Source organism: Bacillus sp. 05T21 (genome assembly GCF_056396785.1).
This window is the reverse complement of sequence record NZ_JBFTMD010000002.1, coordinates 461,897-474,578: the sequence shown is the minus strand read 5'-3', so window position 1 is coordinate 474,578 and position 12,682 is coordinate 461,897. Positions and strand designations below refer to the sequence as shown.

General features: G+C 37.2%; 16 protein-coding genes. 11 read left to right on the top strand and 5 right to left on the bottom strand.

Annotated elements, in window-relative coordinates; all coding sequences use genetic code 11:
* Positions 1-120: 120 nt before the first annotated feature.
* Complete coding sequence (locus AC1DKZ_RS07405; protein ID WP_001120851.1) at positions 121-252, bottom strand: DUF3941 domain-containing protein; 132 nt, start codon at positions 250-252, stop codon at positions 121-123.
* A gap of 100 nt (positions 253-352) precedes the next feature.
* Between AC1DKZ_RS07405 and AC1DKZ_RS07400 the strand changes: the two genes are divergently transcribed.
* A complete protein-coding gene (locus AC1DKZ_RS07400) occupies positions 353-1,210 on the top strand; it encodes a YitT family protein (RefSeq protein WP_002134951.1) in 858 nt (285 codons plus the stop codon).
* Positions 1,211-1,236: 26 nt separating this feature from the next.
* On the opposite strand, the gene AC1DKZ_RS07395 is transcribed toward AC1DKZ_RS07400, so the two are convergent.
* From AC1DKZ_RS07395 to AC1DKZ_RS07385, 3 genes are all read right to left on the bottom strand, one after another.
* Positions 1,237-1,434: a DUF3813 domain-containing protein gene (locus tag AC1DKZ_RS07395; protein WP_002011309.1), complete on the bottom strand. Its 198-nt coding sequence runs from the start codon at positions 1,432-1,434 to the stop codon at positions 1,237-1,239.
* A complete protein-coding gene (locus AC1DKZ_RS07390; protein WP_000516816.1) occupies positions 1,435-1,575 on the bottom strand; it encodes a hypothetical protein in 141 nt (46 codons plus the stop codon).
* Between the two features lie 105 nt (positions 1,576-1,680).
* Positions 1,681-2,490, bottom strand: a complete 810-nt coding sequence (locus tag AC1DKZ_RS07385; protein WP_002011310.1) for a Cof-type HAD-IIB family hydrolase — start codon at positions 2,488-2,490, stop codon at positions 1,681-1,683.
* 490 nt (positions 2,491-2,980) lie between these two features.
* Between AC1DKZ_RS07385 and AC1DKZ_RS07380 the strand changes: the two genes are divergently transcribed.
* A complete protein-coding gene (locus tag AC1DKZ_RS07380; RefSeq protein ID WP_002086997.1) occupies positions 2,981-3,160 on the top strand; it encodes a YjzC family protein in 180 nt (59 codons plus the stop codon).
* 172 nt (positions 3,161-3,332) lie between these two features.
* Entirely contained in the window at positions 3,333-5,933 is a 2,601-nt protein-coding gene (clpB, locus tag AC1DKZ_RS07375) for an ATP-dependent chaperone ClpB (RefSeq protein ID WP_476995874.1), read from the top strand.
* A 31-nt stretch (positions 5,934-5,964) separates the two neighbouring features.
* Here the strand turns inward: clpB and AC1DKZ_RS07370 are convergent, their stop codons facing one another.
* Entirely contained in the window at positions 5,965-6,147 is a 183-nt protein-coding gene (locus tag AC1DKZ_RS07370; protein ID WP_001211111.1) for a YjzD family protein, read from the bottom strand.
* 156 nt (positions 6,148-6,303) lie between these two features.
* Between AC1DKZ_RS07370 and AC1DKZ_RS07365 the strand changes: the two genes are divergently transcribed.
* The 8 genes from AC1DKZ_RS07365 (at position 6,304) to AC1DKZ_RS07330 (ending at position 12,617) form a co-directional block, all read left to right on the top strand.
* Complete coding sequence (locus AC1DKZ_RS07365) at positions 6,304-7,038, top strand: lipase family protein (RefSeq protein ID WP_063217364.1); 735 nt, start codon at positions 6,304-6,306, stop codon at positions 7,036-7,038.
* 29 nt (positions 7,039-7,067) lie between these two features.
* Positions 7,068-7,940: an NAD-dependent epimerase/dehydratase family protein gene (locus tag AC1DKZ_RS07360; protein WP_476995873.1), complete on the top strand. Its 873-nt coding sequence runs from the start codon at positions 7,068-7,070 to the stop codon at positions 7,938-7,940.
* A 64-nt stretch (positions 7,941-8,004) separates the two neighbouring features.
* On the top strand, positions 8,005-8,181 hold the full coding sequence (locus AC1DKZ_RS07355) for a ComZ family protein (RefSeq protein ID WP_002011319.1): 177 nt from the start codon (positions 8,005-8,007) through the stop codon (positions 8,179-8,181).
* Between the two features lie 144 nt (positions 8,182-8,325).
* Positions 8,326-8,598: a hypothetical protein gene (locus AC1DKZ_RS07350; protein WP_476995872.1), complete on the top strand. Its 273-nt coding sequence runs from the start codon at positions 8,326-8,328 to the stop codon at positions 8,596-8,598.
* A gap of 21 nt (positions 8,599-8,619) precedes the next feature.
* Positions 8,620-9,552 carry a beta-ketoacyl-ACP synthase III gene (fabH, locus tag AC1DKZ_RS07345; RefSeq protein ID WP_001100550.1) on the top strand — a complete coding sequence of 311 codons (933 nt, stop codon included), beginning with the start codon at positions 8,620-8,622 and terminating at the stop codon, positions 9,550-9,552.
* A gap of 31 nt (positions 9,553-9,583) precedes the next feature.
* Complete coding sequence (fabF, locus tag AC1DKZ_RS07340) at positions 9,584-10,822, top strand: beta-ketoacyl-ACP synthase II (protein WP_476995871.1); 1,239 nt, start codon at positions 9,584-9,586, stop codon at positions 10,820-10,822.
* A 115-nt stretch (positions 10,823-10,937) separates the two neighbouring features.
* Complete coding sequence (locus AC1DKZ_RS07335; protein WP_002030365.1) at positions 10,938-11,729, top strand: DUF2268 domain-containing putative Zn-dependent protease; 792 nt, start codon at positions 10,938-10,940, stop codon at positions 11,727-11,729.
* A 141-nt stretch (positions 11,730-11,870) separates the two neighbouring features.
* The gene (locus AC1DKZ_RS07330; protein WP_476995870.1) at positions 11,871-12,617 is read left to right on the top strand and encodes a DUF3603 family protein; all 747 of its coding nucleotides are present in this window, start codon (positions 11,871-11,873) and stop codon (positions 12,615-12,617) included.
* Positions 12,618-12,682: the final 65 nt, after the last annotated feature.

Genomic DNA, 12,682 nt, shown 5'->3' with positions numbered 1-12,682 from the left:
CATCCGAATATGTTATCGCTATTGTAGAATATAGAAGTGAACATGAAGTGAATTTTTAATGTTTTTTCCCTGTAAAATGTAAAAAAAGTACATCAACATTAAAGTTGATGTACGATGTAATCAAAGGTGATCGGTTTTCTTAGAATATGCACGTTTTCCTTGCTGAATATTTTTTTGCTCTTGTTCATTTTTTTGAGTGCGCTTTGCATTATTGTCGCGTGCTTTTTTGTCGTTATCGCTAGTATGTGGCATATGTATCAACTCCATTTCTAAACGTTGTATGTTTATCATTTCCTTTTTCGTAAAGACTATGTATAGCGGTGCATTCATGAATACTAAAGGTGGATTAGAAATGGATTTGAAGCTGAATTATACTGAACTTATTAAGAAGTTAGTCGTTGTAATTATTGCGGGTTTATTAAATGCGATTGGGATGAATTTATTTTTAACACCAGCGAAAGTGTATGCGAGTGGTTTTGCTGGATTGTCTCAATTATTGTCACAAATATTAGGTGACTTTTTATCTATTCATATATCTACGGGGGTATTGTTTAGTTTGTTTAATATTCCTGTCGTTATTTTAGCGTGGAAAAAGGTTGGGAAGGCCTTTACATTTTTTAGTTTTCTTTGTGTTGTATTTATGACTTTGTTTTTAGAAATTATCCCAGTTAGAGCGGTTTCGAACGATATTATATTGAATGCGATTTTTGGTGGTATTATTTCAGCGATTGGGGTAGGGGTTGCTTTAAAGTGGGGGGCTTCTACAGGTGGCCTAGATATTATTGCCATGATTTTATCAAAAATAAAAGATAAGCCTGTCGGTACGTATTTTTTCTTCTTTAATGCACTTATCATTATCGCCGCTGGCTATGTGTATGGATGGGAAAAGGCATTATATACTTTAGTCACTTTGTATGTATCAACGAGAATTATTGATGCGATTCATACCCGTCATGTGAAAATTACGGCATTAATTGTTACAAAGAACGGGGCAGATGTGCGAAAAGCGATTCACTCTCGCTTAGTGAGAGGGATTACAACTATACCAGCAACAGGTGCTTATACAAATGAAAATAAAGAAATGTTAATGATTGTTATCACTCGTTACGAGTTGTACGAATTAGAGAGGGTTATTAAACAAGTGGACCCAGGTGCATTTACAAATATACTGCAAACGGTCGGTGTGTTTGGATTGTTTAGAAAAGATTAAAGAGGACCAAAGCTGGTCCTCCTTTTTTAATGCGAATTCGTAATGTTTTGCAATTGCTCCTGCATTTCACGTAGCTGAACTTTTTCAGCAGTTGAAGAGTTTGCATAAGCAGAGTGCAAAGAGTTTTTTGCTCTATAAACGAGTTCCTGTTGTTCAGCACCACTTGAACAAGAAACGGCACTTGAAACAGCGTCTCTAGCTTGTTGGAATAGTAAGTTCCCCATTTAAACCCCTCCAAACGAAGAGTTACTTCTCGCTTTTTCTGCCTCAGCTAATGTACCTCTGTACGGGAATCTTGCATCATGCTTCATAACAGCATCGGCTCCTTGCTGGATAAAACGTTTTGATTTGTTCTTTTTACCCATTCGAAAAACCCCCTTTATTTAGCTGAAAACAATTGACGCGCTGACTTTTGCGTCTAATAATAGTATGAGCGTTTGGCGAGAAACTATAAGCAGGGAATTTTTAGATTACAATCCAAGAACCTCTTCTAAATATAGAGCGATACCATCTTCTTCATTCGTTAATGTCGTATGATTTGCAAGTGATTTTAATTCAGGAATCGCATTACCCATTGCGATTCCATGACCAGCAAATTCGATCATTTCAAAGTCGTTATCCTCATCACCAAAAGCGATAATTCGCTCTTTAGGAATGTTATAATGGCCTGAAATTTTTTGTAATCCGACAGCTTTATTTAATCCGCTTTTTACAATTTCAATAATTGGCCAAGGTGCACCCCATTTTCTATGGTCGATGACTTCAGCATGCATATCTGTTAAATGCTGGCGAATTGCAGCAGAATGCTCGTCATGTGCATCGATTAATAAGCAAGTTGGATGGTCGTTTAAAATATTTAATAAATCTCCTGTGAAAATCCTTGGAGAACCGAATTCAAAAATATGTTTTTTATCTTCATCAATTTCACGGACATACACATCATCGATGACTTCAGCGTAGACATTTTTCACGCCGAAATCAAAGCAAGCTCGGACGATTTCTTGCGCTGTTGAAAGTTCAAGAGGAGAGTGATGTGTTCCCCAACTTGAATCAAGAGGGTGATGCACGTAAGCTCCATTAAAGTTTACGATTGGTGTGTTAAGGCTAAGTTCTTTATAATAATCGTAACTAGCGCGGAATGGACGTCCTGTTGAAATAACGACAATATGTCCTTGTTCTTTTGCTTTTGCAATTGTGTTTTTCGTTCTTGGAGAAATTATTTTGTTGTCTGTTAATAAAGTTCCGTCTAAGTCTAATGCGATTAAATGTTGTTTGTTCATAATTTCACCTCTTATAATAAATTTTTTGATTCTATCTGTATTTCCGTTTTTAATATGCAGAAATAAGAGGTTAGACTGGGTGAAACTACTGTAGATGAAAGTTTCACTATATATCCATTTTACGTCGCGAAGCGCTGTGGTGTCTACTATTTCTCGTTGGAAATTAGGAAAAGTCAATATCTTTTTAGAAAGTTCAAACAATGTTTCTTTCATTATGTACAATTTGTGAAAAGGGTTACATTGTTTGAATGATGCGACTTATAATGAACATGTAATCTTCTCGTATATGTTTGACTCTCCTTTGAAACTGGCCTAAAGTAGGTTGGTTTCTTTTTTTTCAACAAATATGCCAATAATTCCTGCTTAAGCTTGTGTAATTATATATATGTACATGGGTAAACGGTAGTACTTGTTTCCTAAACATGACAGAAAGGCTTTCTTTTAAAATGGATATACTAATGAGGCAAGACGTCATGGAAGGAGAATGAAAATGGGACAAAATCGCAGGTTTCGTTCAGGGCAAAAGGCGCCAAATGATGGCATTTACGTAGAAATTGGTGAAACGGGAAGTATGGTGAAAAATCCGCAAATGGTACAATTAACTGCCGGTGAAAAGTTTCCAGAGAACGCAAATCATAACCGTCAGTGGACATATAAAAGAAAACCGTAACAGAAGCCGCAATCGTTATTGCGGCTTTTTTGATTAGGAAAATGAATGTTACTTTTTTCTTTTTCCAATAATAAGTTTGAACTACATAAGCAAAATTATTGTATAAAAAAGTCAGTTGGCGTATAATCAAATCAAAGGTCAAAGAAAGTCAAACATTTGGAGGGCTGTAAAGATGGACTTAAATCAAATGACAACGAAAACACAGGAAGCGATTATGAGTGCTCAATCTTTAGCGGTATCTCATCATCATCAAGAAGTAGATACTGTTCATCTATTGCTTACGTTATTAGAGCAGCAAGACGGATTAACAGTACGTATTTTTCAAAAAATGAATGTCGATATAGAAGCGTTAAAACAAGGTGTAGAAAGTTTAATTAAGAAAAAGCCTTCTGTAACTGGAAGCGGGGCAGAGGCAGGGAAATTATATGTAACAGGTGCTTTGCAACAACTGCTTGTAAAAGCGGGAAAAGAAGCGGAGAAATTGCAAGATGACTACATTTCAATCGAACATGTATTACTTGCTTTTTCTGAAGAGAAAGGCGATATAAATCAATTATTTGCAAAATTTTATATTACGAAAGATAACTTATTACAGTCTTTAATGACAGTTCGGGGGAATCAAAGAGTGACTAGTCAAAATCCAGAAGCAACTTATGAAGCGTTAGAAAAATATGGCCGTGATTTAGTGGCTGAAGTAAGAGCGGGGAAAATTGATCCTGTAATTGGCAGAGATAGTGAAATTCGCCGCGTGATCCGCATTCTTTCACGCAAAACGAAAAATAACCCCGTTTTAATCGGAGAGCCAGGTGTTGGTAAAACAGCAATCGTTGAAGGATTAGCGCAGCGTATTGTGAAAAAAGATGTTCCAGAAGGATTAAAAGATAGAACAATTTTCGCTTTAGATATGAGTGCACTTGTGGCCGGAGCAAAATTCCGCGGTGAGTTTGAAGAACGTCTGCAAGCTGTATTAAATGAAATTAAAAAGAGTGAAGGTCGCATTTTATTATTCATTGATGAACTTCATACAATCGTCGGCGCTGGTAAAACAGAAGGAGCGATGGATGCGGGAAATATGTTAAAACCAATGCTAGCGCGTGGTGAACTGCATTGTATCGGGGCAACGACATTAGATGAATACCGTAAATATATTGAGAAAGATCCGGCGTTAGAAAGACGTTTCCAACAAGTGTTAGCAGAAGAGCCAACTGTTGAGGATACAATTTCCATTTTACGTGGTTTAAAAGAGCGTTTTGAAATTTATCACGGTGTAAATATTCATGACCGCGCGATTGTAGCGGCATCTGTTTTATCAGATCGATATATTTCAGATCGTTTCTTGCCCGATAAAGCAATTGATCTTGTTGATGAAGCTTGTGCAACAATTCGAACAGAAATTGATTCTATGCCAACAGAATTAGATGAAGTAACGCGCCGCATTATGCAGCTGGAAATTGAAGAAGCTGCTCTTGGGAAAGAAAAAGATTTAGGCAGTCAAGAGCGCCTAAAAACATTGCAACGTGAATTATCGGATTTAAAAGAAGTTGCAAGTAGTATGAGAGCGAAATGGGAGAAAGAAAAAGAAGACATTCACAAAGTGCGTGACTTACGTGAGCATTTAGAGCGCTTGCGCCGTGAGTTAGAAGAAGCAGAAGGAAATTACGATTTAAATAAAGCAGCTGAGCTTCGCCACGGGAAAATTCCAGCTATCGAAAAAGAGTTAAAAGAAGCGGAAGAGATGGGTGCACATAATAAACAAGAGAATCGCTTATTACGCGAGGAAGTAAGTGAAGAAGAAATTGCAGACATTGTTTCAAGGTGGACTGGTATTCCTGTTGCAAAACTTGTTGAAGGTGAACGTGAGAAATTATTACGTCTTGAACAAATTTTATCAGAGCGTGTTATCGGTCAAGAGGAAGCGGTAAGCCTTGTATCAGACGCAGTACTTCGTGCTCGCGCTGGCATTAAAGATCCGAATCGTCCAATTGGTTCATTTATTTTCTTAGGCCCTACAGGTGTTGGTAAAACTGAGCTTGCAAAAACGTTAGCGCAAACATTATTTGACAGTGAAGAGCAAATGATTCGTATCGATATGTCTGAGTATATGGAGAAACACGCAGTGTCACGCTTAATTGGTGCGCCTCCTGGATATGTTGGATATGAAGAAGGGGGACAATTAACAGAAGCAGTAAGACGTAAACCGTATTCTGTTATTTTGTTAGATGAAATCGAAAAAGCACATCCAGAAGTATTCAACATTTTATTACAAATGTTAGACGATGGCCGCATTACAGATTCACAAGGACGTACAGTAGACTTTAAAAATACGGTTATTATTATGACTTCAAATATTGGATCTGCTCATTTATTAGAAGGGCTAGAAGAAGATGGTTCTATTAAAGAAGAGTCAAGAGAACTTGTAATGGGACAATTAAGAGGACATTTCCGACCGGAATTCTTAAACCGTGTCGATGAAATTATTTTATTCAAACCTCTGACAAGGAATGAAATTAAAGGTATTGTTGATAAGATTGTACAAGAATTACAAGGGCGTTTAGCAGATCGCCACATATCATTAGAATTGACGGAATCTGCAAAAGAATTTGTTGTAGAAGCTGGATTCGATCCGATGTACGGAGCTCGTCCGTTAAAACGATACGTACAGCGTCAAGTTGAGACGAAATTAGCGAGAGAATTAATTGCAGGAACGATTACTGACAATAGTCACGTAGTGGTTGATGTAGAAAATAACGAATTAGTCGTTCATGTAAAGTAAAAAAAGAGTTCGGATAAAATCCGGACTCTTTTTAGTGTTGTTCTACTGGCTCGTTTGGAATCGCAGCTGCAATCGCTAATACTAATACCGCAAGAACAACTGAGAAAATAGACGCTTGGTTAAAATCGTATGTACCGCCAGTCATAGAGCCGATTACGTAGCTCATCATATGTACAAGCGCGAACGACCAAATTAATGCCCAAATGAAACGCATATTTTACACCTCTATTCGTTCAATCTGTCCTTATTGTAACACAATTGAAAAAAGAATATAGAAAAATATTTGTAGATTTTTCAACGCAAATTTGCATTCTGTTCATACAGTATAAAAGAGTACTTTTATACGTTTAGAAAATAAGGCGGGAGAAAAATGAGTATTACGGAACGTTTTTTTTACTTAGAAAAAGAACCATGTGTAATTTATTTACCGGAAAAGCCAAATGGATTTTCTGTTATGCTCCTAGGAGATTATAACTATTTTATTGAGAATGGTACAAGTTTATGGACACAGCATGCAGGGAGAGCTTATTTTTTACAGGGCCTTATTGAAAAAGGCTATACGGTCTTTTCATCTAACTTATATGGAAGGCATTGGGGGAACGACCGAGCTGTTCGTCTTGCAAAACGTTTGTATGATGTCGTTCTAAGAAAAGAGACATTGAATGCGAAAATGCACATTATGGCAGATGGTATGGGAGCGCTTGTAGCGCTGGAGATGATGAACAAATACCCTGAATGTATACGTTCTGTCGTTATGTTAAATCCGTGTTTAGATTTACCAGAATATGTGGATTTTGAGAAAGAGCATAAGTTTTTTTACAAAAGATTAGTGAAGGAATTAAGTTTGGCGTATGATTCCAAAGAAGAAGAATTAGAATCAAAAATAAATAAGAAATCATTTGCGCTTCTGCCGTCTTGTGTACCTGTTAAAATTTTTGTCTCAACACAGGAAAAAAGAGGAAGAAAACAATTGTTACGTAAATACGAGAAAATGAGGCAATTTAATCAATGCGATACTTCTGTTTTATTCCATCTGCAAGATGTGAAATATAAAATGGTTAGACAAACGACTGATTTCTTTAAAAAATATGAAGAAGAATTGTGAAGCTCCCATATACATAAATGAGGAGCTATTTGTTTCAAGGGGAAAGGGTTGGTGGTATGAAACGCGTGCTGATTATAGGTGCACTTACGTTTGTAGGTTATCACCTTGTGAATAAAATGATTGCGGAAGAAGTAGAAGTATATGGTCTTGATTTTGATGAATTTGATAGTATGACAAAAATTAATGAAGAGAAATTATTGTTGATTGGGCGGAATGCGTTATTTACGTACTATTCTATAAGGGATGAAGACGGATGGCGATCGGTAGAGGAAGAGAGTTTCGATACAGTTTATTTTTGCTTGTATGAGCCGAATCAGCAAAGTGGATTTCGGAATGAAAGGGTCATATTACAATATTTAAAACGAATCGTAAGGATGTGTGAAAAAAATAAAGTAAAGTTAAATCTAATTTCTTCTATTGAAATAGGAAGCACTGAAGAATCCGAAAACAAACATCTATTTTCGAAAGTGGAAGAAGGGTTGAAAAAAGGCGAATTACAATATAGTGCATATCGAGTTCCTACATTATATGGGCCGTGGCAACCGTCGTTTATGATGTATCATCAGCTTATTTTATCAGAACTTGATGAAAAAGAGTGCCGTTGTATAAATGGAGAAAAAGGAAGTGATTTACTTTACGTTGAAGATGTATGTGAATATTTATGGGAAAATGGAATGAATGTAAAACACCTCGGTATATATAATTTACTTAGTGGAAAAGAAGAGTTATGGGAAAAAGGTATGAGTCTTTTACATGCAGATGATAAAGTAAATAACAAAAATGTGGAAGTAAGAGATGAAGCTGTAGAGGCTATTTCTATTCAAAAAAATACACCAGTAGAATTCGGTTTAAATAAACAATTGGCACATATGAAAAAATATAAAGAGTTATACGAAGGGTAGCACGCGTGTTACACTATTGTATGGATAATTGATTGAAAAGCTTTAATGGAGAGGAAGAGATTACATGAACGAAAAAAGTATGCAATTTTTACAAATCGCAATGAAGCATTTACCAGAAGCAAAGGCAATTTTAGATTCTAATGGAATTGCACTTGATATGGAGAAAGCACAGCCGGTGTTAGAGCTATTGATGAAAGTAATGGGCGAAGCATATGAGCTTGGGAAAGCGGATAAAGAATAAAACCAAACAAAACCCTTCTTTTTTGATGGGAGAGAGGCTCGAACCGTGGATAGAAGCGGTAAGGGCCTTTTTTTGTTTCGAGCGGAGTGAAACCAGAGGGATGAGGTAGTTAAGGGAGAATGTTATGAGGAGAAGGTCTTAGTTTTGAAGGGAAAGCAGATAAAGAATAAAACAAAACCCTTCTTTTTTGATGGGAGAGAGGCTCGAGCCGTGGATAGAAGCGGTAAGGGCTTTTTTGTTTCGAGCGGAGTAAGGTCAAAAGTATTGGGAAGTTTATCTTTTGAAAGGATAGGAATTTTTCTGTTTCTTTTAATGAAAAATAAAGTTAGTAATACGCTGTCTATTTTTTTAGCTGAAATATATTCTAGACAAAAGTACATTTATGTTTTAAAATTAGTACCAAGTCATAATAATTGATATAAAACGGAGGGCTGCGATGTGAACGTGGGCATTTTAGGGATCGGAAGATATGTGCCAGAAAAAGTAGTCACAAATCACGATTTAGAGAAAATCGTAGATACATCTGATGAATGGATTCGTACGAGAACGGGAATTGCAGAAAGACGCATTGCCGATGATACAATAGATACTTCATATATGGCGGTAGAGGCTTCTAAAAAAGCACTTGAAGATGCCGGGATTAGCGGAGAGGATATCGATCTTATTTTGGTGGCAACAGTAACGCCAGATCGCGCATTCCCAGCAGTAGCCTGTGTAATCCAAGAAGCAATTGGCGCAAAACACGCAGCCGCAATGGATTTAAGTGCAGCATGTGCTGGCTTTATGTACGGAATGATTACAGCGCAGCAATTTATTCAAACGGGAACTTATAAAAATGTATTAGTAGTTGGTAGTGACAAACTATCTAAAATTGTAGACTGGAACGATCGAAATACAGCCGTACTATTTGGGGACGGAGCAGGTGCTATCGTAATGGGAGCTGTTTCGGAAGGAAAAGGTGTACTTTCTTTTGAATTAGGAGCGGACGGAAGTGGCGGTAAGCATCTTTATCAAGACGAGTATGTTATGATGAACGGCAGAGAAGTCTTTAAATTTGCTGTTCGCCAACTTGGTGATTCCTGTCTTCGCGTGTTAGAAAAAGCGGGACTTACGAAAGAGGATGTGGACTTCTTAGTACCACATCAAGCGAATATTCGTATTATGGAATCTGCAAGAGAAAGATTAAATTTACCGAAAGAAAAAATGAGTATGACAATTGAAAAGTTCGGTAATACATCGGCTTCTTCAATTCCAATTGCAATGGTAGAGGAATTGCAAAATGGACGTATTCAAGATGGTGATTTAATTATACTAGTCGGTTTTGGCGGCGGGTTAACATGGGGAGCAGTAGCTCTTCGTTGGGGTAAATAAGGACTGAGAGAAAAAAAGGAGTGTATTTTGTATGGAAAAAAAGAGGGTCGTAATTACAGGGCTAGGAGCTGTTACACCGATCGGAACAGATGTTGAAACAGCTTGGGAAAACATTAAAAACGGTGTATCCGGAATCGGACGACTTACAAGAATAGATTCAGAACAAATTCCTGCAAAAGTAGCAGCAGAAATTAACGACTTTGAAGTCGAAAAATATATAGATAAAAAAGAAGCGCGCCGTATGGACCGCTTTACGCAATATGCAGTAGCAGCAGCGAAAATGGCAGTTGCGGATGCGAAGCTTGAAATTACAGAAGAAAATGCACCACGCATTGGTGTATGGGTTGGTTCTGGTATTGGTGGTATGGAAACATACGAAGAACAATTTAAGATTTTTACTGAAAAAGGTCCACGCCGCGTGAGCCCATTCTTCGTACCAATGATGATTCCAGATATGGCAGCAGGTCAAGTGTCAATCGCTACAGGAGCGAAAGGAATTAATACTTGCTCTGTAACAGCTTGTGCATCTGGAGCAAACTCAATTGGTGATGCGTTTAAAGTAATCCAGCGCGGTGATGCTGATGCGATGATAACAGGCGGAGCAGAAGCGCCATTAACAAGTATGGCATTCGCTGGGTTTAGCTCAGCGAAAGCATTAACATTCAATGAAGATCCAGCAACGGCTTGCCGCCCATTCGATAAAAATCGTAGCGGTTTCGTAATGGGTGAAGGATCAGGAATTCTTATTCTTGAAGAATTAGAGCACGCATTAGCACGTGGTGCTCACATTTATGCGGAAATTGCTGGTTATGGTGCAACTGGTGATGCGTTCCATATTACAATGCCTGCTCCTGGCGGTGAAGGCGGAGTTCGTGCGATGCGTCAAGCTTTAGTTGATGCAGGTCTAGAGCCAAAAGATATTGATTACATTAATGCACATGGTACAAGTACAGATGCAAATGAAAAGTATGAAACGATGGCAATTAAAGAAACTTTCGGTGAGCATGCATATAAAGTAGCGATTAGCTCAACGAAATCAATGACAGGTCATTTATTAGGAGCAGCTGGTGCTGTTGAAGCGATCTTCTCTATTAAATCAATTACAGACGGAGTAATTCCTCCGACGATTAACTATGAAACACCAGATCCAGAATGTGATTTAGATTACGTACCAAATACAGCGAGGCATCAAGAAGTGCGAGCTGTATTAAGTAATTCATTAGGATTCGGTGGTCATAACGCAGTATTAGTATTTAAAGCATATAAATAATATGTACAATAAGGTGTCTTTTCGTAAAGTATTACGAAAAGACACCTTATTTATTTTTAATCACCTTTACGTTCCTTTCTTTTTTGCATATACATAAGAAAAGGAGGGATGAAGGTTGGGGGTTGTTGAAACGGCAGAATGGTTACATCTGTATTATGGACGTCCAGAGAAGCTTTGTGAGAAATTTACAAAGTATATTCCATTGCCAAAAGAGAGACTGTATCGCTTTTTAATCTCTAAAGGTATGTATCGCCCAGTAATGCGGGGGGAGCAGGAAATTAAAGAGTTAGAGAAGAAAGAAATTTGGAAAGAACTTAGCATGGAGTATGAAAAATTGAAAGGTTGGCTAAAAGGTCCAGATGTCCCTATCTTTATTTTATTATCAGATTCATACAATCGAACTGTACAAGAGGAATATAACGGGAAGGCTGGCTTATCTATGCGTCACGTTATTTTCTTATTCGTATGTGGGCGTAATTCAGTAGAGGAACTAAAAGCTTTATTAACGCATGAATACCATCATATATGTAGGTTACATCAAATTGAGACGAAAGAAACAGAGTATACATTACTTGATACGATGATTATGGAAGGGTTAGCTGAACAAGCTGTGTATGAAAGGTATACAGAAAAAAGATGTGCACCGTGGACTACTTACATTTCAAAAGAAGATGCTATTTATTATTGGAGGAATTCAATACAAGAACGAATAGGCGTAAAGAGAGGTACGAGGGAGCATGATGTTTTATTAAATGGACTGCACTCGTATCCGAAAATGCTTGGCTATGCACTTGGATTTCATATTGTGAAAGATTGTGTAGCATTTGAAGGAGAAAATACACTTTCTTTATTATCTATAGATGCGAAAGAAATATTGAATAAAGCAAATACATTTCATGTTTCATGAAAAACAGGGGAGCTATCTCCTGTTTTTTTAATATTATAGAAGAAAAAATAATAATTAGAATATATTTCCTCAAGTGGAATAAAGTTAAGCAAAACTGAACATAATGATTGGTACAAACAGTAGTGAAGTGAGGGGTAGTGAATGTTATATCTACATGATGTATGGGTAAATTGGTTTGAAGGTGAAGAGAATGGGTATAACGTTTGTCATTTTTACGAATGGCGGAAAGATGATACGATTGAGCTATTAGATCAAGTGCCATTATTAAAAGTAGATGCCACATTATATCATTACATCGAGAACGAATTATTAGAGCTTCCGCAAAAATTATTGGAAGACGTATATCATAAGGCTTATATTCGTAAAAATCACGAACGCTTGCAACAAGAATATTGTTTTGTAGTTACAGATGGAAAAGGAATTATTGCGATTGATTCAATCGGCTATAATGTGCCAATTAGAAAAAGTAGGCTTATACCGCGTCAAGAACAGATGGTATATGAGATGGTAGAGAATGTGCAAGCAGAAAAGTATGAGTTCCAAGTGGAAGAGATTGAAAAAGAACATCATATTTTATCGCCGTCGCCTTTCATTATGAACGGCCTAACTCGTAAAGAAAGACAGTTAAAACAATTATTATTTATGGCATTAGATCAATTACATACAACGAAAAATCCAGCCGAAATTCGCTATTGGTTCACAGAGTGGGATCCATCAGCGTACGGAATGGTCCAACATATGGAGTTTGAAGATATTTGGGCTAAACTTTATGATGAAGCGAAAACTGGATGGTCTGAGAAGCACGAGCAATTATGTGAGCGCCTTGTAAAAGGACAGCCGTTTTTTGAAAAGTTATGGGAAATGGAAAATGAGCAGAAGGTAAATTAAAAAAACCGCCAATTGGCGGTTTTTTTTATGGAGGTGACAAGAATATTCGGTGGCTTCGCGCCTTC

Excerpts from the sequence above, each read along its gene's own strand:
- AC1DKZ_RS07405 (WP_001120851.1), bottom strand. The coding sequence starts at position 252 with ATGCCACATACTAGCGATAACGACAAAAAAGCACGCGACAATAATGCA.
- AC1DKZ_RS07400 (WP_002134951.1), top strand. The coding sequence starts at position 353 with ATGGATTTGAAGCTGAATTATACTGAACTTATTAAGAAGTTAGTCGTT.
- AC1DKZ_RS07395 (WP_002011309.1), bottom strand. The coding sequence starts at position 1,434 with ATGGGGAACTTACTATTCCAACAAGCTAGAGACGCTGTTTCAAGTGCC.
- AC1DKZ_RS07390 (WP_000516816.1), bottom strand. The coding sequence starts at position 1,575 with ATGGGTAAAAAGAACAAATCAAAACGTTTTATCCAGCAAGGAGCCGAT.
- AC1DKZ_RS07385 (WP_002011310.1), bottom strand. The coding sequence starts at position 2,490 with ATGAACAAACAACATTTAATCGCATTAGACTTAGACGGAACTTTATTA.
- AC1DKZ_RS07380 (WP_002086997.1), top strand. The coding sequence starts at position 2,981 with ATGGGACAAAATCGCAGGTTTCGTTCAGGGCAAAAGGCGCCAAATGAT.
- clpB (WP_476995874.1), top strand. The coding sequence starts at position 3,333 with ATGGACTTAAATCAAATGACAACGAAAACACAGGAAGCGATTATGAGT.
- AC1DKZ_RS07370 (WP_001211111.1), bottom strand. The coding sequence starts at position 6,147 with ATGCGTTTCATTTGGGCATTAATTTGGTCGTTCGCGCTTGTACATATG.
- AC1DKZ_RS07365 (WP_063217364.1), top strand. The coding sequence starts at position 6,304 with ATGAGTATTACGGAACGTTTTTTTTACTTAGAAAAAGAACCATGTGTA.
- AC1DKZ_RS07355 (WP_002011319.1), top strand. The coding sequence starts at position 8,005 with ATGAACGAAAAAAGTATGCAATTTTTACAAATCGCAATGAAGCATTTA.
- fabF (WP_476995871.1), top strand. The coding sequence starts at position 9,584 with ATGGAAAAAAAGAGGGTCGTAATTACAGGGCTAGGAGCTGTTACACCG.
- AC1DKZ_RS07330 (WP_476995870.1), top strand. The coding sequence starts at position 11,871 with ATGTTATATCTACATGATGTATGGGTAAATTGGTTTGAAGGTGAAGAG.